At 69.6% G+C, this 18,929-nt stretch carries 15 protein-coding genes and 1 tRNA gene; 8 read left to right on the plus strand and 8 right to left on the minus strand.

Annotated features, from left to right (window positions below; all coding sequences use genetic code 11):
• Window positions 1-34: 34 nt before the first annotated feature.
• The gene (locus BKA15_RS26350; protein ID WP_179755942.1) at window positions 35-2,293 is read left to right on the plus strand and encodes a family 43 glycosylhydrolase; all 2,259 of its coding nucleotides are present in this window, start codon (window positions 35-37) and stop codon (window positions 2,291-2,293) included.
• Window position 2,294: 1 nt separating this feature from the next.
• On the opposite strand, the gene BKA15_RS26355 is transcribed toward BKA15_RS26350, so the two are convergent.
• Entirely contained in the window at window positions 2,295-2,939 is a 645-nt protein-coding gene (locus BKA15_RS26355) for a GntR family transcriptional regulator (RefSeq protein WP_218871586.1), read from the minus strand.
• Between the two features lie 178 nt (window positions 2,940-3,117).
• Between BKA15_RS26355 and BKA15_RS26360 the strand changes: the two genes are divergently transcribed.
• The 5 genes from BKA15_RS26360 (at window position 3,118) to BKA15_RS26380 (ending at window position 8,492) form a co-directional block, all read left to right on the plus strand.
• Window positions 3,118-4,443, plus strand: a complete 1,326-nt coding sequence (locus BKA15_RS26360; RefSeq protein ID WP_179755945.1) for an MFS transporter — start codon at window positions 3,118-3,120, stop codon at window positions 4,441-4,443.
• A complete protein-coding gene (locus tag BKA15_RS26365) occupies window positions 4,440-5,213 on the plus strand; it encodes a LamB/YcsF family protein (protein WP_179755948.1) in 774 nt (257 codons plus the stop codon). The genes BKA15_RS26360 and BKA15_RS26365 overlap by 4 nt, the downstream gene beginning before the upstream one ends.
• Before the next feature lie 12 nt (window positions 5,214-5,225).
• Window positions 5,226-5,876: a 5-oxoprolinase subunit B family protein gene (locus BKA15_RS26370; RefSeq protein WP_179755951.1), complete on the plus strand. Its 651-nt coding sequence runs from the start codon at window positions 5,226-5,228 to the stop codon at window positions 5,874-5,876.
• Entirely contained in the window at window positions 5,873-8,380 is a 2,508-nt protein-coding gene (locus BKA15_RS37015; protein ID WP_179755953.1) for a 5-oxoprolinase/urea amidolyase family protein, read from the plus strand. The genes BKA15_RS26370 and BKA15_RS37015 overlap by 4 nt, the downstream gene beginning before the upstream one ends.
• A 33-nt stretch (window positions 8,381-8,413) precedes the next feature.
• A tRNA-OTHER gene (locus BKA15_RS26380) sits at window positions 8,414-8,492 on the plus strand.
• A gap of 62 nt (window positions 8,493-8,554) precedes the next feature.
• Here the strand turns inward: BKA15_RS26380 and BKA15_RS26385 are convergent.
• Entirely contained in the window at window positions 8,555-8,830 is a 276-nt protein-coding gene (locus BKA15_RS26385) for a hypothetical protein (protein ID WP_179755956.1), read from the minus strand.
• 2 nt (window positions 8,831-8,832) lie between these two features.
• Window positions 8,833-9,441 carry a hypothetical protein gene (locus tag BKA15_RS26390; protein WP_179755958.1) on the minus strand — a complete coding sequence of 203 codons (609 nt, stop codon included), beginning with the start codon at window positions 9,439-9,441 and terminating at the stop codon, window positions 8,833-8,835.
• A gap of 427 nt (window positions 9,442-9,868) precedes the next feature.
• Here BKA15_RS26390 and BKA15_RS26395 point away from each other — a divergent pair, with 427 nt between their 5' ends.
• Together BKA15_RS26395 and BKA15_RS26400 are read left to right on the plus strand one after the other, a co-directional pair.
• Window positions 9,869-11,098 carry a helix-turn-helix transcriptional regulator gene (locus BKA15_RS26395; RefSeq protein ID WP_179755961.1) on the plus strand — a complete coding sequence of 410 codons (1,230 nt, stop codon included), beginning with the start codon at window positions 9,869-9,871 and terminating at the stop codon, window positions 11,096-11,098.
• Complete coding sequence (locus BKA15_RS26400) at window positions 11,098-12,669, plus strand: NAD(P)H-hydrate dehydratase (RefSeq protein WP_179758720.1); 1,572 nt, start codon at window positions 11,098-11,100, stop codon at window positions 12,667-12,669. The genes BKA15_RS26395 and BKA15_RS26400 overlap by 1 nt, the downstream gene beginning before the upstream one ends.
• Here BKA15_RS26400 and BKA15_RS26405 read toward each other — a convergent pair.
• The 5 genes from BKA15_RS26405 to BKA15_RS26425 form a co-directional block, all read right to left on the minus strand.
• Window positions 12,566-13,927: a class-II fumarase/aspartase family protein gene (locus BKA15_RS26405; protein ID WP_179755964.1), complete on the minus strand. Its 1,362-nt coding sequence runs from the start codon at window positions 13,925-13,927 to the stop codon at window positions 12,566-12,568. The two genes, BKA15_RS26400 and BKA15_RS26405, sit on opposite strands and share 104 nt — an antisense overlap.
• Window positions 13,924-15,651 carry an ABC transporter permease gene (locus BKA15_RS26410; RefSeq protein WP_179755967.1) on the minus strand — a complete coding sequence of 576 codons (1,728 nt, stop codon included), beginning with the start codon at window positions 15,649-15,651 and terminating at the stop codon, window positions 13,924-13,926. Before BKA15_RS26410 ends, BKA15_RS26405 begins: the two co-directional genes overlap by 4 nt.
• Window positions 15,648-16,715 carry an ABC transporter ATP-binding protein gene (locus tag BKA15_RS26415; RefSeq protein ID WP_179755969.1) on the minus strand — a complete coding sequence of 356 codons (1,068 nt, stop codon included), beginning with the start codon at window positions 16,713-16,715 and terminating at the stop codon, window positions 15,648-15,650. The genes BKA15_RS26410 and BKA15_RS26415 overlap by 4 nt, the downstream gene beginning before the upstream one ends.
• Window positions 16,716-16,721: 6 nt before the next feature.
• The gene (locus tag BKA15_RS26420; RefSeq protein WP_218871588.1) at window positions 16,722-17,771 is read right to left on the minus strand and encodes an extracellular solute-binding protein; all 1,050 of its coding nucleotides are present in this window, start codon (window positions 17,769-17,771) and stop codon (window positions 16,722-16,724) included.
• 81 nt (window positions 17,772-17,852) lie between these two features.
• Window positions 17,853-18,905, minus strand: coding sequence for a LacI family DNA-binding transcriptional regulator (locus BKA15_RS26425; protein WP_179755972.1), 1,053 nt, complete (start codon window positions 18,903-18,905; stop codon window positions 17,853-17,855).
• Window positions 18,906-18,929: the final 24 nt, after the last annotated feature.

An 18,929-nucleotide genomic window follows, 5' to 3' on the forward strand; every position in this document is an offset into this window, starting at 1 on the left:
ACCTGACCTGATACGACCGGCAAAGGAGCCGATCATGAAGCGACCGCCTGCTGTCCTGATCATCATCGTGGCCGTGATCATCGGCGTGGCGTCGAGCGCGACGCCCGCGGCCGTGGCCGAGCCGCGACCCGGCGCCGGTCCGGCGGCTGCCGATTACGCGAATCCGGTCGCCGCGGCGCCGCCGGCCAGTTTCGCCGATCCGTCGGTGATCCGGGGCCGGGACGGCTACTGGTACGCGTACACGACCAGCAAGCTGATCACGATCCAGCGGTCCCGTGATCTGATCACCTGGGAGCCCGCGGGCACCGTGTTCAACGAGGCCAACCGGCCGGACTGGTTCCGGGACACGACGGGCATCTGGGCACCGGACATCTCCTGGTTGGACGGCCGCTACGTGATCACGTTCAGTGCGATCGACGCCGCCATCGCGCCGAACCCGAACCGGTCGATCGGTGTCGCCTCCGCACCGACGCCGACCGGACCCTGGCGGGCCGATCCGGCGCCGATCATCCCGCCCGGCACCTGGCAGCCGTTCCCGGACCAGCCGCCGCGGATGCAGGGCATCATCGACAGCGAGTTGCTCGCCACCCCGGACGGCCGGCGCTACCTCTACTACGGCGGCTTCGGCGGCGGGGTGTTCGTGCAGGAGGTCGACCGGCAGGTCCGGCAACGGGTCGGCGAACCGGTGCAGGTGATCCGGGAGGACGCGTTCGAGGCGCCGCACCTGGTCCACCGCGACGGCTGGTACTGGCTCTTCTTCTCCACCGGACACTGCTGCCTCGTGCCCAACAGCGGCTACACGGTGTCCGTCGCCCGGTCGAAGAGCCCGACCGGACCGTTCGTCGACCGGACCGGAGCGCGCACCGACGCGCCGTACCCGGGCGGCACGCCGGTGCTGACGCCCAACGGCAACGCCTGGACTGGCACCGGCCACAACACCCTGGCGACCGACGCCGCCGGGCAGGACTGGCTGGTCTTCCACGCCCTGGATCGGCACCGGGCGGAGGGACTGGTCCGCTCGCTGTACATCGACCGGCTCGACTGGATCGACGGCTGGCCGGTCGTCCGGGCCGGGCGGTACGCCAGCGAAGGGCCGACGCCGGGGCCGATCCCGGCGGCGTTCGCCGACGCCGTGGAAGGGGCGGCCGAGCCGAGCTCCGAGCTCTGGGCGGGTCGGGCTGGCTGGACGGTCGGCCGCGAGGAGGCCGGCGGCTACCTGCACGCCGAGCCGGGCGGCTCGAGCCGGCTGCTGGCGCGACAACGGTTCGGGCCGCAGCTGCGGGCCCGGGCGACCTTCCGGGTCACCGGGGACGCGGCAGCGGGCTTCGTCCTCGGTGCGCGCGGCGACGATCCCGGGATTCGGGTGCGGCTCGACCCGCGCCGGCCCGCCGTGATCATCGAGACGGCAGGGAAGCAGACCCGGGCCGCGCTGCCGGCTGATGTTGATCTTGGTGGCTGGCACGAGCTCGACGTGCGGCTCGCTGGTCGTACGGTGATCGCCGAGGTGACCGAGGCGGGACTCCACGATCCGCTGGCCCGGGCGGAGGTGAGGCTGGCGAATCCCTTGCGTGGTGGGACTTTCGGGCTCCTCGCCGAGTCCGGTCCGGTCGACGTGGACGACGTCACGGTGGCCGGCCTGGCCGCGCCGGAGACCGAACGGGTGGCCGAGCCCGAGCCCGGTGCCGCGATCCCCGGGACGGCCGAGGAGTTCGACGGGCCGCTCGGGATGGACTGGTCCTGGGTCCGCGAACCGGCGGCAACGGTGGACGGCGGGACCCTGATCTTCCCGGTCCAGAGCGGTGACCTCACCGGCACCAGGAACTCGGCCTCCCTGCTGCTCCGGGACGTGCCGGCCGGGGACTGGATCGTCGAGACGAAGCTGTCCCTCGACCTCCATGATCGACTCGATCCACGGTTCCCGCAGGCCGGTCTGGTCGTCTACCGCAACGACGACGACTTCCTCCGGCTCGCGGTCCGGGGTCATGCCCGGACGGCGCTGACCGAGTTCGGCAAAGAGTCCGTACCGGCGGCCACACCGACGTTCGGCAGCGTGCTCAATCTCGGTGCCGCGGCGCCGACGACCTGGCTCCGGCTGGCCCGGACGATCGATCCCGCGACCGGTGAGCAGTTCTACCGGGCCGGCGTCAGCCGCGACGGCGAGACCTGGACCTGGGGGCTGACGTACACCCTGCCGGCCGGCGGCGAACCCCGGCTCGGCCTGGTCGCCCACGGTGGCGACCACGCCCAACCCGCAGCGTTCGACTATCTCCGCTGGTACGCCGTCGCGCCCTGACTCAACTGTCCGGGTCGAGGTCCCGCAGCACGTCGCGCTCGGCGGCGCTGAGGTAGTCGGCCAGTTCCTCGGCCAGGCGCGCCGTGGAGCCGGATCCGATCAGGTCCAGGAGGGCGTGGTTGCGTGCCAGGTAGGGCTGGTGCAGCTGTCGCGAGTCCGAGAGCTGGAGGAACGCGAGCCGGAGTTCGGCCAGCAGCTGCTCGAACATGGCCGACAGGTGCGGGCTGCCGCAGGCGTCGACGAGGATTCGGTGGAACTCGATGTCGCTGGTCCCGACGTCTTGCCAGTCGCCCCGTTCGGCGGCTTCCGCGGCCTCGTCGACGACCGCGCGGAGCCGGACTTGCGCCTCCGGGTCGGCCAGGACGGCCTGGATTCCGAGCGGCTCGATCAGCCGACGGGTGTGGTACAGGGCCCGGATGTCGGCGGCGCCGAGACGGCGGATGTGCACACCGCGGTAGGGAATGTGCTCGACCAAACCCTCGTGGGCCAGGAGTTGGAACGCCTCGCGAACGGTGTTGCGGGAGATCTCGTACTCCTTGGCGTACTCCTCTTCGCGCAGCGGCTGACCCGGCAGCAACTCACCGCCGATGATCAACTCGCGCAGCGCCTTGGCGGCCTGCTCGGGGCGGCTCGGAGTCCGTGGCAACCCGCGCCGGCTGACTTCGGGCGACTTCGCGCTGATGGTGCACCCCTTCTCGAGTCGACGCGCTCAGCCTAGTGACCGTGTGGATGGATCGTCCAATTGTCCTCTTGTCATATTGTTCAACAATCTCTAGGATGTGATCCAGCCCACTCTCGATGGGTTCCGAATCCAGGAGGCAACGATGTCCACCTCAGCTCTCCCACGATCCCAGGAACCGCAGCCGTCCTCCGCTCGCAAGGTCGTCGTCGCCAGCCTGATCGGCACGTCGCTCGAGTGGTACGACTTCTTCATCTACGGCACTGCGGCCGCCCTGGTCTTCAACAGGCTCTTCTTCCCCAGCTTCGACCCGTTGGTCGGCACCCTGCTCGCCTTCTCGACGTACGCGGTCGGCTTCGTGGCCCGCCCGCTCGGCGGCGTGATCTTCGGCCACTTCGGCGACCGGCTCGGCCGGAAGAACGTCCTCGTCGTCACCCTGCTGCTGATGGGCATCTCGACGTTCCTGGTCGGCGTGACGCCGACATACGCCACGATTGGGGTGATCGCGCCGATCGCACTGGTGGTGCTGCGCTTCCTTCAGGGGCTCGGCCTCGGCGGGGAATGGGGCGGGGCGGTCCTGATGACCTTGGAGTCCGGCGACCCGAAGCGGCGCGGGCTCAACGCCAGCTGGCCGCAGGTCGGCGTACCGATCGGGCTGCTGCTGGCCAACGGCGTGCTGTCGCTGATGAGTGCGCTGGTGCCGGGCGAGGCGTTCGACGTCTGGGGCTGGCGGGTGCCGTTCCTGCTCAGCGGCCTGCTGGTCCTGGTCGGCCTGTGGATCCGGGTGTCGATCGCCGAGAGCCCGCTGTATCGCGCGGTCGAGGCGTCCGAGCGCAAGACCACCGCGCCGATCCTGGAGGTGCTGCGGCGCTACCCGAAGCAGGTGCTGCTGGCGCTGGGCGCCCGGGTCGGCGTGGACGTCTTGTTCTACACGTTCGTCCTGTTCATCACGACGTACCTCACGACCTATCTGCGCCTGCCGAACCACTACGCCCTGAACGCGGTGCTGATCGCGGCCGCCCTGCAGGTGGTGGCCATTCCGATCTTCGGGCACCTCTCGGACCGGATCGCCCGGCGGCCGGTCTATCTGATCGGCGCGGTCGCCACCGCCGTCTGGGTCTGGGTGTTCTTCGCCCTGCTGGACACCGGGCAGTTCGGCTGGATCCTGCTCGCGGCGATCGTCGCGCTGACCTGCTGGGCGGCGATGTACGGGCCGCAGGCCGCCTTCATCGCCGAGATGTTCCCGACCAACGTCCGCTACACCGGGGCCTCGATGGGGTATCAGCTGGCCGGCCTGGTCGGCGGCGCGGTGGCGCCGATCATCTCGGTCGCGCTGCTGAACCAGTTCAACACGTCGATCATGGTCTCCGTCTACGCTGTCGCGATGCTGGTGATCACGATCGTCTGCGTCCTGTTGGCGCCGGAGACGTCCAAGATCGAACTCGAGGAGAAGGAGCCGACGCTGCGATGAGCGGCCTCCGGATCGACCTGAACAGCGACCTGGGCGAGGGTTTCGGGATCTGGCGGCTCGGCGACGACGACGCCCTGCTCGACCTGGTCAGCAGTGCCAACGTCGCGTGCGGCTTCCACGCCGGCGATCCCGACATCCTCCGCCGGGTCTGCGACCGGGCCGCCGAACGGGGCGTGGCGATCGGGGCGCAGGTGAGCTACCGCGACCTGGCCGGGTTCGGTCGCCGCTCCGTCGACGTACCGCCCGCGACGCTGACCAACGAGGTGCTCTACCAGCTCGGGGCGCTGGAGGCGTTCGCCCGGACGGCCGGCAGCCGGGTCAGCTACCTGAAGCCACACGGCGCCCTGTACAACCGGATCGTCACCGACGAGACGCAGGCGGCGGCGGTGGTGGCGGCCGTGCTGGCGTACGACCGGGGGCTGCCGGTGCTCGGCCTACCCGGCTCGGCCTGGTTGCGGCTGGCCGCCGAGGCCGGGCTGACCGTGATCACCGAGGCGTTCGCCGACCGCGGCTACACCCCGGCCGCGACCCTGGTCCCGCGCAGCGAACCGGGCGCGTTGATCACCGACGTCGACGCGGTGGCCCGCCGGGTGCTCGGGATGATCATGGACCAGCGGGTCCGGGCGGTCGACGGGAGTGAGGTCGCGATCTCGGCCCGATCGGTCTGTGTGCACGGGGATTCGCCGGGAGCGGTGGCGATGGCGATGGCGGTACGGCAGGCGTTGATCAACGCGGGCGTCGAGATCGCGCCGTTCGTCGAGCAGCGGTGACAGGATCCTTCCATGATCAGTACGGGCGACGAGGTCGAGATCAGGCCGGCGGGGGACCGGGCGCTGCTGTTGCTGCCCGGACGGTCCGACCTGCTGGCGGGGATGCTGGCGACGGTCCGCTCGGCCGGCGTGCCCGGAGTGGCGGACCTGCTGCCGGCCGCCGAGACGTTGTTGATCACGCTCGACGAGAATGTTGATCAACGGTCCGTGGCCCGGGACCTGCGGGCCCTGCTGACCGACCTCGCGACCTGGGTCCCGGCGCCGGACGACGAGGCCGGCGAAGTGGTCATTCCGGTCCGGTACGACGGAGTTGATCTTGATGACGTCGCCGGGATGCTCGGACTCGGTGTCCCGGGGTTGATCGCGGCCCATACCGGTCGGGTCTGGCGGTGCCGGTTCGTCGGCTTCACCGCCGGCTTCGGGTATCTGGAGTGCGACGAGCCGTGGCCCGCCGTACCGCGGCGCGCCCAGTCGCGGACCGCCGTCCCGGCCGGGTCGGTCGGGCTCGCGGACCGGTACAGCGCCGTCTACCCGCGCCGCGCCCCGGGCGGCTGGCAGCTGATCGGCACCACCGATGTGGCGATGTGGGACCTGGGCCGGCCGCAGTCGGCCCTGTTGGCGCCCGGCACCCGGGTCCGGTTCGTCGAGGCGACGTCGCCATGAGCGCGGGACGGGTGCTGGCGACCGGCCCCGGCGCGACCCTGCAGGACCTGGGCCGGCCGGGCTGGTTCTCGTCCGGGGTCGGGGTCTCCGGCGCCGCCGACCCGGTGTCGTTGCGCCGGGCGAACCGGCTGGTCGGCAATCCGGACGGTGCGGCGGCGATCGAGGCCGTACTCGGCGGTCTTGAGCTCGAGGCGGAGGGCGACCTCGTCCTCGCCGTGGCGGGAGGCCGGGCGCCGGTCACCGTCGACGGCCGGCCGGTGGCGGCGACCGAGGCGATCGAATTGCGGGACGGGCAGGTGCTCCGGCTCGGGCTGGCCGAGGCCGGCCGGTGGATCTATCTCGGCGTCCGTGGCGGGTTCGACGTCGAGCCGGTTCTCGGTTCGCGCAGCCGGGACACCCTGGCCGGACTCGGTCCCGAACCCCTGCGGGCCGGGCAGCTGCTGCCGATCGGTCCGGCCGCCGAACCGGCCGTACCCACCGAACCGGCGCCGGCGGCGGTGCCGATCGGCCCCGGTCCGCTGACTGTCCGGGTGGTCCCCGGACCCCGGCAGGACTGGTTCACGAATCCCGACGACCTGTTCGCCGGATCCTGGCTGGCCACCGACGAGCAGGACCGGATCGGGGCCCGCCTTTCCCGGCCCGCCGGCCAGCCCGTACTCACTCGGTCGGTCACCGGCGAGCTGCCGACCGAGGGCATGCCGCTCGGCGCGATCCAGGTGCAGCCGAGCGGTGAGCCGGTGATCTTCCTCGCCGATCACCCGATCACCGGCGGCTATCCGGTGATCGGGGTGGTGATCGCCGAGGACGTACCGATCGTGGCGCAGGCCCGGCCCGGCCAGCGGATCACGTTCCGGCCGCACCAGCCGGGGCGCACCGACCGGCCGCCCGGCCCGGCCAAGGTGCTGATCGCCAACCGCGGCGAGATCGCGGTCCGGATCATCCGGGCCACCAGGGAAGCCGGCCTGGGCAGCGTCGCGGTCTACGCCGACAGCGACGCCGACGCCCCGTTCGTGAAACTGGCCGACGAGGCCCATCCCCTGGGCGGTACGACAGCGGCCGAGACCTACCTGGCCGCCGACAAGCTGATCGCCGCGGCCGCCCGGTCCGGGGCCTACGCGGTCCACCCGGGCTACGGCTTCCTGTCCGAGAACGCCGACTTCGCCCAGGCCGTGCTGGACGCGGGGCTGGTCTGGATCGGCCCGTCGCCGCAGTCCATCCGCGACCTGGGTGACAAGGTGACCGCCCGGAAGCTCGCGCTGAGCGCCGGTGCGCCGATGGCGGCCGGGACCGAGCAGCCGGTCTCCGGCGCCGCCGAGGTGATCGACTTCGCCCGACGGCACGGCCTGCCGGTGGCGATCAAGGCGGCCTACGGCGGCGGCGGTCGCGGCCTCAAGATCGCCCGCACGCTGGACGAGATCCCGGAACTGTACGAATCCGCGACCCGAGAGGCCGTAGCCTCCTTCGGCCGCGGCGAGTGCTTCGTCGAGCAGTATCTGGACCGGGCCCGGCACGTCGAGGCCCAGGTGCTGGCCGACCGGCACGGCAACGTCGTGGTCGTCGGCACCCGCGACTGCACGCTGCAGCGCCGGTTCCAGAAACTGGTCGAGGAGGCGCCGGCCCCGTACCTCTCGCAGGACCAGCGGGACCGGATCGCGGCGGCGGCGAAGGCGATCTGCCGGGAGGCCGGCTACTACGGCGCGGGCACCGTGGAGTTCCTGGTGCAGGGCGATGTGATCTCCTTCCTCGAGGTCAACACCCGGCTGCAGGTCGAGCACCCGGTGACCGAGGAGACGACCGGCATCGACCTGGTCCGGCAGCAGTTCATGATCGCCGGCGGTGGGCGGTTGATGATCATCGAGGACCCGGTGCCGCGCGGGCACTCGATCGAGTTCCGGATCAACGGCGAGGACCCCGGCCGCGACTTCCTGCCGTCGCCGGGGCGCTTGATCACGTACCGGGAACCGTCCGGGCCGGGCATCCGGGTCGACTCCGGCGTCGCCGAGGGCGACGAGGTCGGCGGCGGCTTCGATTCCATGATCGCCAAGCTCATCGTGACCGGCGAGAACCGGGCGCACGCCCTGCAGCGAGCCCGCCGCGCCCTGGACGAATTCCGGATCGAGGGCGTGGCCACGGTGCTGCCGTTCCACCGGGAGATCGTCCGCCATCCCGCCTTTGCCGGCGACGACCCGGCCGAGTTCGCCGTACACACCCGCTGGATCGACACCGACTGGGAGAACCCGATCCCGCCCTACCAGGGCACGGATCCCGGGCCGGACCAGCCGTCCGGCACAGTCGTTGCGCCGATGCGGGGCACCGTGATCAAACTCTCCGTCGAGCTCGGTCAGCGGGTCGAGGCGGGCGCGCCGATCGCCGTCGTGGAGGCGATGAAGATGGAGATCCCGGTCACCGCCCCCGCCGCCGGCACGGTGATCGAGATCCTCGCCGAGACCGGCGAGACGGTCGCCCAGAACGGCCCCCTGGTCCGGTTGAAAACCGCTTCGTGATCTTGGACCGTTGCACTACCCTCGATCCGGTACGGGGCCGGAAACGGTTCACCTGGACGGTAAAGCCGCATGCGGAGACGTCCGGGGAGGGGTTCGACTCCCCTCGGCTCCACCCACCCGGGCTCAGGTGCGAAACGACTGATCACGCAGGAACCTGGGACTCGCCGTAGGGGATCAGACTGCGGGCGGGATCTTCTCCCAATCCGCCGTCTCGATACTCTCGACGTCGTCGATCGGGATGCTCGCCACCGCGATCGAGATGCGCGAAGGATCAGCAGGAGCGCGAGTAAAGACCACAAGGTCGCCCATCTGTTCCTCCTGCGCGACCTCGACCAGGATGCTGAAGACGTAGTTGCCGTCGACCCGCCCGTAGCCGCCGGCCCAGACGCCTACGTAGCTGCCGTTCTTCATCTTCAGCCGCCACTGTGAAGCCTCTTCGATCACTCTCATCGTCACAACTCTCCAAGCCGTCGTAGACCCACGTTGATCTTGCTCCGCGCCTTGTCACTGTTCGCCACATGGTCTCGTACGGCTCGCGGCGGCTGGTCACCGGTCAACCTGTCGTAGAACTTGCCGTCAGCCGGGTTGTACTCGTACTTGTACTTCTCGTACTTGGCTGGCTTGTCGATCTGGAGGTGCAGCGTTCCGGGCCGCACACCGGGTTTGAGATTCTCGACGTCGATCCGGTACGAATAGCCCGACGTTGTGCCGTTGTACACCGTGATCGAGCCCGGCGTTTGTTGACCGTTGGCACCGAACATCTTCGAGTTCTTGCCGTTCCCGGCGTCCTTCCCGGGCGGGCACTTCCCACCGCCGATGCGCGGATTGCCACCCCCGCCCCGTGGATTGACTCCACCGTCGGCTTCGTTGCTCCTCGGCTTCTTCGGACCCTTGGCCAGTTCTTTGTCCTTTTCGCTCTGCTTGAGAAGGTCACCGAGGTCGACGTCCTCAGTCACGAACCGACCAGCAGCGCAGGCGGGCTTGCATCCCTGGACAACCAGGAACGCGAAGGGGAGCAGTGCAATCAGCATCAGCAGCCGCACGACCCAGCGCAGTGCCATTCTCATCAACCTTTCCTTTCCACGAGGCGAGCCGGATCGGCGTCACCGTGCGTGCGGACGAGGGGCTCACCTGGCGGGGTGCCAGAAGTGAGGTCACTGCAGTCTTCGGCCGGGTTAGGGCGGGAGGAGTGTCCAAAGTTGTTCACAGGGCAGTTGGGCCAGACCCTCGACGGTCTGGCCGTCGACGGTGACCAGGAGGCCGGGAAATCGTCGCCCAATCGCATGGGCGTACCGCAAGGCGGCTGCTTGATCCGCCTTGTATTCCCGCAGCAGGTGTTCCCCGAAGTACACCCGCACCCGACGTTCCGTTGCGACGTCCGCGTCGCGTACAGGGCTCATGAGGTGATCGAATCACCCTGCAACGTCAGGTACTGCTACACGAGTAGTAGTCTCCGAAGTGCGTCGGACTCGAGGATGGGCGGCAATCATGGACAGCGAATCTGGCCTGTTGGACGGCATCGGGGCGAACATCGCGGCACATCGCCGGGCTGCGGGCATCACTCAGGCGAGCCTCGCGCTCAGCGTCGGCAAGTCGGTCCAGTGGGTCTCGGCCGTCGAACAGGGCCGAAGGCATGCTGATCGGCTCACCGACCTCATCGCCATCGCCACGGTGGTCGGCTGTCGGGTGGAAGACCTGATCGGTCGACCTGTCGACACTCTGGCCCCCGGCTCCTCGCCGAGAGGTGAGGCGGTTGCAGCGGTCCGGGAGGTTCTCATGCGGGCCGCCGTACCCATCGCGCCGCCGGTCGGTCAGGTACCGGATCTCGACGATGTCGGCGAGCGGGTCGCTGAGGCATGGACAGTCTGGCATGGCTCTCCCGCCGCCCACACGGTACTGGGTGGGATGCTTCCTGGGTTGATCGCCGACGCCAACGCGGCCTATCAGACGGCGGCCGAGCATAAGCGTGCCGCCCGGGCCCTGGCCGGCGTCTATCAAGTCACCCGGCAATGGCTACACCACATCCCCGACGGCGCACTTGCGTGGGTCGCTGCCGAGCGGGCGATGAACGCTGCCCGCGAGGCGGACGATCCGCACCTGATCGCGCTCGGCGCCTGGGCATTGTCCGGCTCGTATCGGCGTGCCGGTCAGCAGGACGAGGCAACGAGGCTTTGTCTTGCGGCCGCCGATGAACTGGAGAGGCGGATCGATCCCAGCGATCCGCAGAAGACCTTGCTCGCCGACTACGGGATGCTCCATCTGGCGGCGGCGATCAGCGCAGCCCAGTCGGACGAGGACGGCCGGGCCTGGGCACTGCACCGGGTAGCCGAAGATGCGGCACGGGCTCTTGGATCGCACTACGACGCCTGGACGGCCTTCGGTAGGGGGAACGTCGACATCCACGGCGTGGCGATCAGTGCGGAACTGGGCCACGCCGACGCGGTTGTCGAGTACGCGTCACGGCTGGACATCGACCAGGTGCCCAGCGTGGAACGTCGATCCGCGGCGTTGATCAACACGGCGCGTGGGTTCGTTCGCCGGGGCGAGGACGAGGCCGCCGCGCTCGTCCTGCTCGACGCGGAACGAATCTCGGCGGAGGAGGTCCGAGACTCCACTCTCGTCCGCGAGCTGCTGCGGGAACTGCTGCACCGGGACCGAGCGCGAGCCCGTTCCCATGTTCGCGGACTAGCCCAGCGCGCCGGCCTGATCGCCGCGTGATGCGCCCAGTGCTCGCCGTGGGTTCCGACGGCTGCCTCGCCGCCCATACCGCCGAGGCGATTCAGGCAGCGGTCGCTCGCACGCTCGAGGGGCGTCGGTCCGACACGCTGCTGCGCCGCGCGGCGGCTGCTCTTGCCGGCGTCTGTGTTGACGTGCTGCGCGATCGCCGCGGGGCGGTCTACGGCAGCCGAGTGGTCCTGTTGGTCGGTACCGGGCACAACGGCGCGGACGCGCTCCTTGCCGGTGCGCTTCTTCGCCGGCGAGGAGTGACGGTCGACGCGGTGCTTGTCGGTGACAAGGCCTACCAGCCAGGTGTCGATACGGTCCGGGCGGCCGGCGGCAGCCTGGTCGACGCGACCACCATCGCCGGGCGTGAGCGCGCTCTGCAGGCGTTGGCCGTCGCCGATCTCATGGTCGACGGAATCATCGGAGATCAGGGTGTGGGTGGTCTGCGAGGCGTGGCGGCGGACCTCGTCGCCGCGATGCCGGACGGACCGGCGGTCGTGGCCGTCGACCTGCCGAGCGGGGTGGACCCCGATTCCGGAGAGATCCATGGCGCACACGTCCGCGCCGACGTGACGGTCACTTTCGGCACCTTCAAGGGCTGCCTGATGATCGCGCCGGCCTGCTACGCAGCCGGCCGGATCGAGTTCGTCGACGTGGGGTTCGCCGACCAGCTCGACGCCGAACCGTTGGCGCTCCGGCTGACTCCCGGCGGCATTGCCGAGCTGTGGCCGGTACCGGCCGAGACCGATCACAAGTACAGCCGCGGGGTGCTCGGTGTCGTGGCCGGGTCGGACACCTATCCCGGTGCCGCGGTGCTGGCGTGCCTAGGCGCTGTTCGCGCCGGGGTCGGGATCGTCCGATACGTCGGCCCTCGCCGGGTCGCCGATCATGTGCTCAGTGCGACGCCGGAGATCGTGCCTGGCCCCGCCCGGGTCCAGGCCTGGCTGCTGGGCTCTGGCGTCGAGGACGATGCCGATCAGGAGCGGGCCATCGACACGGCTCTCGCCTCCGGACTTCCCTGCGTGGTCGATGCGGGCGCCCTGGAGGTCTGTGCACGTCGGCGCGCCGCGGGCGACCGGCCTGCGCCGTCGACGCGGATCCTGCTCACGCCGCACGCAGGGGAGGCCGCCCGGATCTTCGCGGCCCTCGGCCACGATGTGGCCCGTACCGCCATCGAAGACCGTCCGTTGCACCATGTGACGTGGCTCGCCCGCGAGGTCGACGCAACCGTGCTGCTCAAGGGATCGACGACGTTGGTGGCCAACCCGGAGGGTCCCGTGTTCAGTCAGAACGACGGCCCTGTCTGGCTGGCCACGGCAGGCTCCGGAGACGTCCTCGCGGGCATCGCCGGAGCTTTGATGGCTGCCGGCTTGGACGCTGTCCACGCCGGCGCCATGGCCGCCTCGGTGCACGGTCTGGCGGCTGCGAAGGCCTCCGCCGGCGGCCCGGCCAGCGCCGCCGTCACGACGACGGCGATCGCACCGACCGTGGCGGATCTCCTTCGACTGCGGCCCGGAGCTCGGCGCGGACGCGTGTCGCGGTCTCGGTGGCCAGGGTCTCGCTGAGGCCCAGGTGGCGTTCCGGATCGAGCAGTTCGTGGACCTCGTGACGGCTGAGCAGCGCGGTGATCGTCGGGTCGGCGGCGAGCACCTGCTCGAACGGCTGGTCGGTGCTCGACGCTTCCGTCGCCGCGTCGTGGACGAGGGAGTGGGCCTGCTGCCGGCCGATGCGTTCGGCCAGCCGCATCATGACGGCCTCGGCGGTGATCAGCCCGCGGGTCAGGTCGAGGTTCTCTCGCATCCGCTGCGGGTGGACTCGCAGCCCGCTGAGCAGACCTTCCAGCCGCTCCAGGATCTCGTCCAGCAACGTCGCGGACTGCTCGAGCGCGTGGTCCATGGTCGCGTAGCGGGCCCCGTCGACCTCGTGCGCCTGGATGGTGGCCTCCACCGCGAGCGGCGCGAGCGCGCGGGCCTTGGCGGCCGCGGTGATGATCGCCATCGACGCCTTGGCGTTGCGCTTCTGCGGCATCGTGGAACTGCCGACATCCGTTGCGGGCAAGGCCTCTTCGACCTCGCAGAACTCGGCCGACATCAGCCGGACCACCTCCTCGGCGATCGACTGCGCCGTCGCAGCGATGAGGGCGAGCAGGCTCACCCATTCCGCGAAATGATCAGCGATCGACCGGGACGGCACGGCCATCGGCGCCAGCCCGATCCGTTCGGCGACCCCGCGCTGGATGGCCGGGCCGAGCTCGCCGAACGTCGCGAACGTGCCGGCCGCGCCGCCCGTCATCGAGACGAAGAGGCGCGGCTCGATCTCGCGCAGCCGCTGCCGATGCCGGAGCATGATGTCGGCCCAGACCGCGGCCTTGTACCCGAACGTGATCGGCACGGCGTGCTGGCCGTGGGTGCGGCCGGCCATCGCCGTCGCGGCGTGGGTCTCGGCCAGGTCGGCGAGCAGGCCGAGGATGCGCTCGATCCGGGCGGTGAGGATGGCATGGGCGGCCCGGAGGCCGACGGTGTCACCGGACTGCTGGATGTTCTGGGTGGTGGCGCCCCAGTGCACCCAGCCGCCGTGTTCGGGCCCGACGAGTTCGGCCAGGGCCGTGACGAGCGGCACCATCACGTGTCCGGTGGTCTGCTCGGCCTCGGCCAGGGCGGCCTCGTCGATCTTGGAGATGTCGGCCTGCTCGGTGATCGCCGCGGCGGCTTCGGGCGGTACGAGACCGGCGTCCGCCTCCGCCTGGGCGAGTGCCGCTTCGACGTCGAGCCAGCGTTGCCGCTTGGCCCGGAGGTCGAACAGGTCCGCGATCGATGTCGTCACGGTGTCACCGCCGGGGTCATGATCGTGGTGTCCTTCGAGTTCTTGGGTTTGTGCTCGATCGCGTTGGAGATGAGCAGTACGACGAAGATCAGCAGGATCTGCAGCGATCCGTACGCGGCCGCAGAGCCCAGGTCGGCGGAGTAGAGGCGGTTGTAGATCTCCACGGACATCGGTGCGTAGCCGGCGGGGTAGACCACGACGGACGCGACGTACTCGCCGACACCGTCGATGAACGCGAGCAGCGCGCCGGCGAGGACGCCTCGCCACACCAGCGGCATCACCACGGTCAGCAGGGACCGCAGCGGCGACGCACCCAGCGATTGCGCGGCATCGTCGACCGCCGGGTCGAGGGTGTCGATCGAGGCTCCGGTCTCGCGGAAGACCAGCGGTACGTAACGGACGAAGTAGGCCACCGGCAAGATCAACAGCGATCCGACGAGGACCAGGCCGAGGTTGGACCAGGTGGGTTCGGCGAAGGCCGTGACCAGGTTGACGCCGATGACGGTGCCCGGCAGCGCCCACGGCAGCATCACCATGGCGTCCAGCAGACCCTTGCCGCGGCGGAGCGGCCACCGGGAGATCACCCAGGCGGCCGTCCCGCCGATCACCACGGCCACAATCGTTGCGTAGAAGGCCATCTGTAGCGACACGTTGACGGGGAACAGCGACTCGGGGTCGGTGAAGATCGAGACGTAGTTCTCGATCGTGTAGCGGCTCGGCAGGATCTCGGTCGTCCAGGACCGGTTCTTGGAGAACGACAGCAGCAGGATCGCCGCCACCGGCGCGATCAAGATCAGCGAGATCAGCGTGCTGCCGATCGCGGCCACGCCGGAGACCCAGCCCGTCGTCCGGGTCCGCGTCCGCTGGATGCCCTTCGACAGGCTGCGGTACGTCTGCCGTCCCTGGTACCAGCGCATCAGGAAGAGAAAGCCGACCGAGACCACCGCGAGCACGGTCGCCTGGGCCGCGGCGAGCGAGTAGTTGCCACCGGTCCGGGTCGAAACGATCTGCATCGTGAGCGTCTGCACGTTGTAGAGCTGCGGAGCCGTGAACGACGCCATCGACGTCATGAACGTGAGCAGCGCACCGGCCACCAGCGCCGGGGTCAGCATCGGCAGTACGACGGTCGTCCAGACCTGCCAGCGCGGCGCGCCGAGATTCGCGGCCGCCTCCTCCAGCGACGTGTCGAGGCCGGCGAGCCCGGCGGTGACCGAGAGATAGAAGTACGGATACATGGTGAGCACGTGGACGAGCAGCACCCCGCTGACGCCGGAGACCGCGACGGCACCGGGGTCGATGCCGAGCAGGGCGTGCAACGCCCGCGGGAAGATCCCGGTCTCGTTGTAAAGAAGGGTGAACGACGCCGCGCCGATCAGCGGCGGCAGCGCCAGCGGCAGCACCGCGAGGATCTGCAGGATGCGCCGCCCCGGGAAGTCGAACCGGGTGAGCAGCACGCCCAGTGCCGTGCCGACGACCGCGCACAACGCGACGGTGCCGAGCGAGATGCCGACCGAGGCGACCAAGGCCCGTTGGGATCCGCCGGAGAGGAAGCTGACGTAGTTGGCCGCCGGTCCGTCACCGCCGGCGCTCTGGATCGCCGTCTGCAGCATCGGCAGCACGACGAAGAAGATGATCACGGCGAACACCGGAAGCGCGAGCAGGACGATGAACCGCTCGGTCGGCGCGAGCCGCCGACGACGGCGGGTGCCGGCGACGTCACTCATTCCGGGATCACCCAGCCCGACCGCGGCTCGACCTCGAGCCCGATCCGGGCTCCCTGCGCGACCTCCAGGTTCGGCGTGGCGACCGTGACGGTCTCGGCGACTCCCTCGAGCTCGACCTCGAGCACCGCGGTCGAACCCAGGAACTCCCGGCTCCGCACCAGACCGCGCAGCCGGGCCGTCTCGAGCGAGGTGACCTGCAGCGACTCGGGCCGGATCGACAGCTCGACCCGCTGTCCCTCGGCCGCCTCGACGTCCGGGTGCCGGCGCGCCTGGACCAGGCCGTCACCCAGCCGGACCTCGGCCGTGCCCTCGGCGAGGCCGGCGATCTCGGCCGGGACCACGTTGCTGCGGCCGATGAAGCGGGCGACGAAGGCCGTCGCCGGCTCGGCGTACACCTTCTGCGGCGTATCGATCTGATGGGCGCGGCCGTCAGCGAGTACGGCGATCCGGTCGCTCATCGCCATCGCCTCGGCCTGGTCGTGGGTGACATAGATCGCCGTCGTCGCCGCGGCTTGCTGCACGTCGCGGATCTGCATCCGGGTCTCCTCGCGGAGCTTCGCGTCGAGGTTGGAGAGCGGCTCGTCCAGCAGCAGCACCTCCGGCTCGATCACGATCGCCCGGGCGAGCGCGACGCGTTGCTGTTGCCCACCCGACAGTTGATCAATGCGGCGCTGGCCGTACCCCTCCAGACCCACGCGCTGCAACGCCTTCTCGATCCGCGGCAGGCGGGCCGCCTTGGTGATCTTGCGCAGCTTCAGGCCGTACCCGACGTTGTCCAGCACGGTCAGGTGCGGGAACAGCGCGTAGTTCTGGAACACCATCCCGATGCCCCGCTTGTGCGCCGGCGTCGTCGTGACATCCCGGTCGGCGAAGCGGATCCGGCCGGACGACGGCGCCACAAAGCCGGCGATCATCCGGAGCAGCGTCGACTTGCCGCACCCCGAGGGGCCGAGCAGGGTGAAGAACTCACCCTGCTCGACCGTGAAGTCCACGCTGACCGTCGGCACGGCCGTGGCCGACTCCTGATAGGTCTTGCTGATCTTGTCCAGGTGGATCGGGATCACGATGGTTCAGCCCTGGTTCTTGATGTTCTCGAGCCAGTGATCGATCCACTCCCGCTCATGCTCGGCGGCGTTCGCGCGGTTGTACTCGAACTCCTTCCGGGTCAGGCCCTTGAGCCACTCCGGTTCGTTCGCGAGCTCGATCGTCGGGATCTGGAACGCGTTGTTGGCCAGCCATTCCTGGGTTTCGGTGCTGAACAGGAACTTCGCGAACGCCTCGGCGCCCTCGGGATTCTTCCCGCCCTTGATCTTGGCCACGCCGTCGGTGTTGATCGGCGAACCCGACGCCGGTTCGAGGATGGCGAACGTCGCACCCTCCTTGGCCTGGGCCAGGATGTCCTGCTGGTTCCACAGCGTGATCGCGGCCTCCTGCCGCTCCAGCCGGAGGTAGAGGTCCTCCGGGTTCGCCGCGTAGTCCTTCGTGTTCGCGTCGAGAGCCTTCAGCCAGGCGTAGCCGCGGTCGGGTTTCCCGTCTTCGGCGTAGAACCGGTCGATCATGGCCGAATAGATCGCCCGCATCGTCCCGGAGGCGGCGACGTCACGGATGAGGATCTTGTCCTTGTACTGCGGGTCCAGCAGATCGTCCCAGTCCTTGGGCATCTCTTCCGGGGTGATCATCTCCGTGTTGTACGCGAACAGTTGCAACTGCAGTTGCTCGGCCACCCACTTGTCGTCGTCGTACTGGTACTCGTCGCCGATGATCTTGAGCACGTCGTCGCTCCACGGCTCGACGAGATCCTCGTCGGCCGCCGGTCCGAACAGCGACGCGGTGCCGCCCCACCAGACGTCGGCCTGCACGTTCGCCTTCTCGGCCCGGACCCGATCGGCGACCTCGGCGGCCCCCAGCGTGACGAGTTGCACGTCGTAGCCGGACGCTTCCTCGAACCGCGGGATGATCTCGTCGGTGATCGCCGACGGGCGCGGTGAGTAGATGGTGACGGTGCCCTTGGAGTCACCGTCGGCGCCTGCGCCGGGTTGCTGCAGACCGCACCCGGCGAGGGCGAGGCCCATCGCGGCGACTCCTGCGACGGCCATTGTGAGCTTGCGCGTCATCTCCATGTGCCTTCCTTGGCCGGTTGATGGATCGATCCACCATCGTGGTGGACCGATCCACCATAACAGCATCTGGAGAGAGGGTCGTCAGTCCGGAAGGGTGACCCGGTAGGGCTGAGCGGACGGATGGGGTCCACAGGACTCCCTGACCATCAGCGATGGCTGAGGCCGCCTCGACTCGACCTCCGCCCCGGCCTCGATCGCCGTCACCAGCGACTCGGCGGCGAGTTGCCCGAGTTCGTCGGCATTGACCGCGAGTGTCGTCAGGGCCGGCTGCCAGTACGCGGACGCGTCGACACCGTCGTAACCGATCACGCGCACCGAACCCGGTTCGCCCGGCGCGGACAGCCCGAGGTCGCGCAGGGCGCGCGCGGCGCCGAGCGCGACAAGATCACCATGGCCGATCAGCCCGTCGAAAGTGATCTTGTCCCGGACCAGCCCGGCCGTCATCCGGTAGCCGCCGGCGCTCGTCGTCTCGCCCTCGACGACCGTGAGCCGGGCCTCGTCGGGCCACTCCTGCAGAGCACGTCGCACGCCGGTCACCCGTTCGAGATGGATCGAGATGCCGGGATTGCTGCCGACGTAGGCAATGTCGCGGCAGCCGTGCTCGAGCAGATGCTGCGCCGCGACGTACGCGCCGTGCTCGTTGTCAATGCCGACGTACGGATGATCGATGCCGGGAATCCACCGGCTCACGAACAGGTTGGGCACCCCCCAGTCCTCGAGGGTGTCGATCAGACTCTGATCACTGCCCGTCGCCGGTACGATGACGAGACCGTCGACGTTGTGCTCGCGCAGGGTGCCGAGAGCGCGTTCCTGGCGTGGTAGCTGGTCCATCGTCGAGACGACGAAGAGCGTGTACCCCGCCTCGGTGAAGGCCTGTTCCAGGCCGACGAGAAGCTCGCCGAAATGGGCTCGATGGATGTTGGTGATCACGACTCCGACGGTGCGGGAGGAGCTGCCCCGCAGTGATCCGGCCGCTCGGTTGTAGACGTAGCCGAGCTCCTCCATGACGGCGAACACGCGATCGCGCGTCTCCTGGGAGGCACGGCCGGTCCCGCGAACCAGGTTGGAGGCCGTCGTTCGCGAGACGCCGGCCCGTTCCGCGACGTCGCGCAGCGTGACCCTCTTCTTCGACATCGGGTCACGGTATCTCGCGGGCCG

Origin of the sequence: Microlunatus parietis (genome assembly GCF_013407955.1) — a bacterium.
In the GTDB taxonomy this organism is placed as follows: domain Bacteria; phylum Actinomycetota; class Actinomycetes; order Propionibacteriales; family Propionibacteriaceae; genus Microlunatus; species Microlunatus parietis.

Excerpts from the sequence above, each read along its gene's own strand:
- BKA15_RS26370 (WP_179755951.1), top strand. The coding sequence starts at position 5,226 with ATGATCAGTACGGGCGACGAGGTCGAGATCAGGCCGGCGGGGGACCGG.
- BKA15_RS26400 (WP_179758720.1), top strand. The coding sequence starts at position 11,098 with ATGCGCCCAGTGCTCGCCGTGGGTTCCGACGGCTGCCTCGCCGCCCAT.
- BKA15_RS26390 (WP_179755958.1), bottom strand. The coding sequence starts at position 9,441 with ATGGCACTGCGCTGGGTCGTGCGGCTGCTGATGCTGATTGCACTGCTC.
- BKA15_RS37015 (WP_179755953.1), top strand. The coding sequence starts at position 5,873 with ATGAGCGCGGGACGGGTGCTGGCGACCGGCCCCGGCGCGACCCTGCAG.
- BKA15_RS26385 (WP_179755956.1), bottom strand. The coding sequence starts at position 8,830 with ATGAGAGTGATCGAAGAGGCTTCACAGTGGCGGCTGAAGATGAAGAAC.
- BKA15_RS26420 (WP_218871588.1), bottom strand. The coding sequence starts at position 17,771 with ATGGAGATGACGCGCAAGCTCACAATGGCCGTCGCAGGAGTCGCCGCG.
- BKA15_RS26365 (WP_179755948.1), top strand. The coding sequence starts at position 4,440 with ATGAGCGGCCTCCGGATCGACCTGAACAGCGACCTGGGCGAGGGTTTC.
- BKA15_RS26410 (WP_179755967.1), bottom strand. The coding sequence starts at position 15,651 with ATGAGTGACGTCGCCGGCACCCGCCGTCGTCGGCGGCTCGCGCCGACC.
- BKA15_RS26425 (WP_179755972.1), bottom strand. The coding sequence starts at position 18,905 with ATGTCGAAGAAGAGGGTCACGCTGCGCGACGTCGCGGAACGGGCCGGC.
- BKA15_RS26350 (WP_179755942.1), top strand. The coding sequence starts at position 35 with ATGAAGCGACCGCCTGCTGTCCTGATCATCATCGTGGCCGTGATCATC.
- BKA15_RS26395 (WP_179755961.1), top strand. The coding sequence starts at position 9,869 with ATGGACAGCGAATCTGGCCTGTTGGACGGCATCGGGGCGAACATCGCG.
- BKA15_RS26360 (WP_179755945.1), top strand. The coding sequence starts at position 3,118 with ATGTCCACCTCAGCTCTCCCACGATCCCAGGAACCGCAGCCGTCCTCC.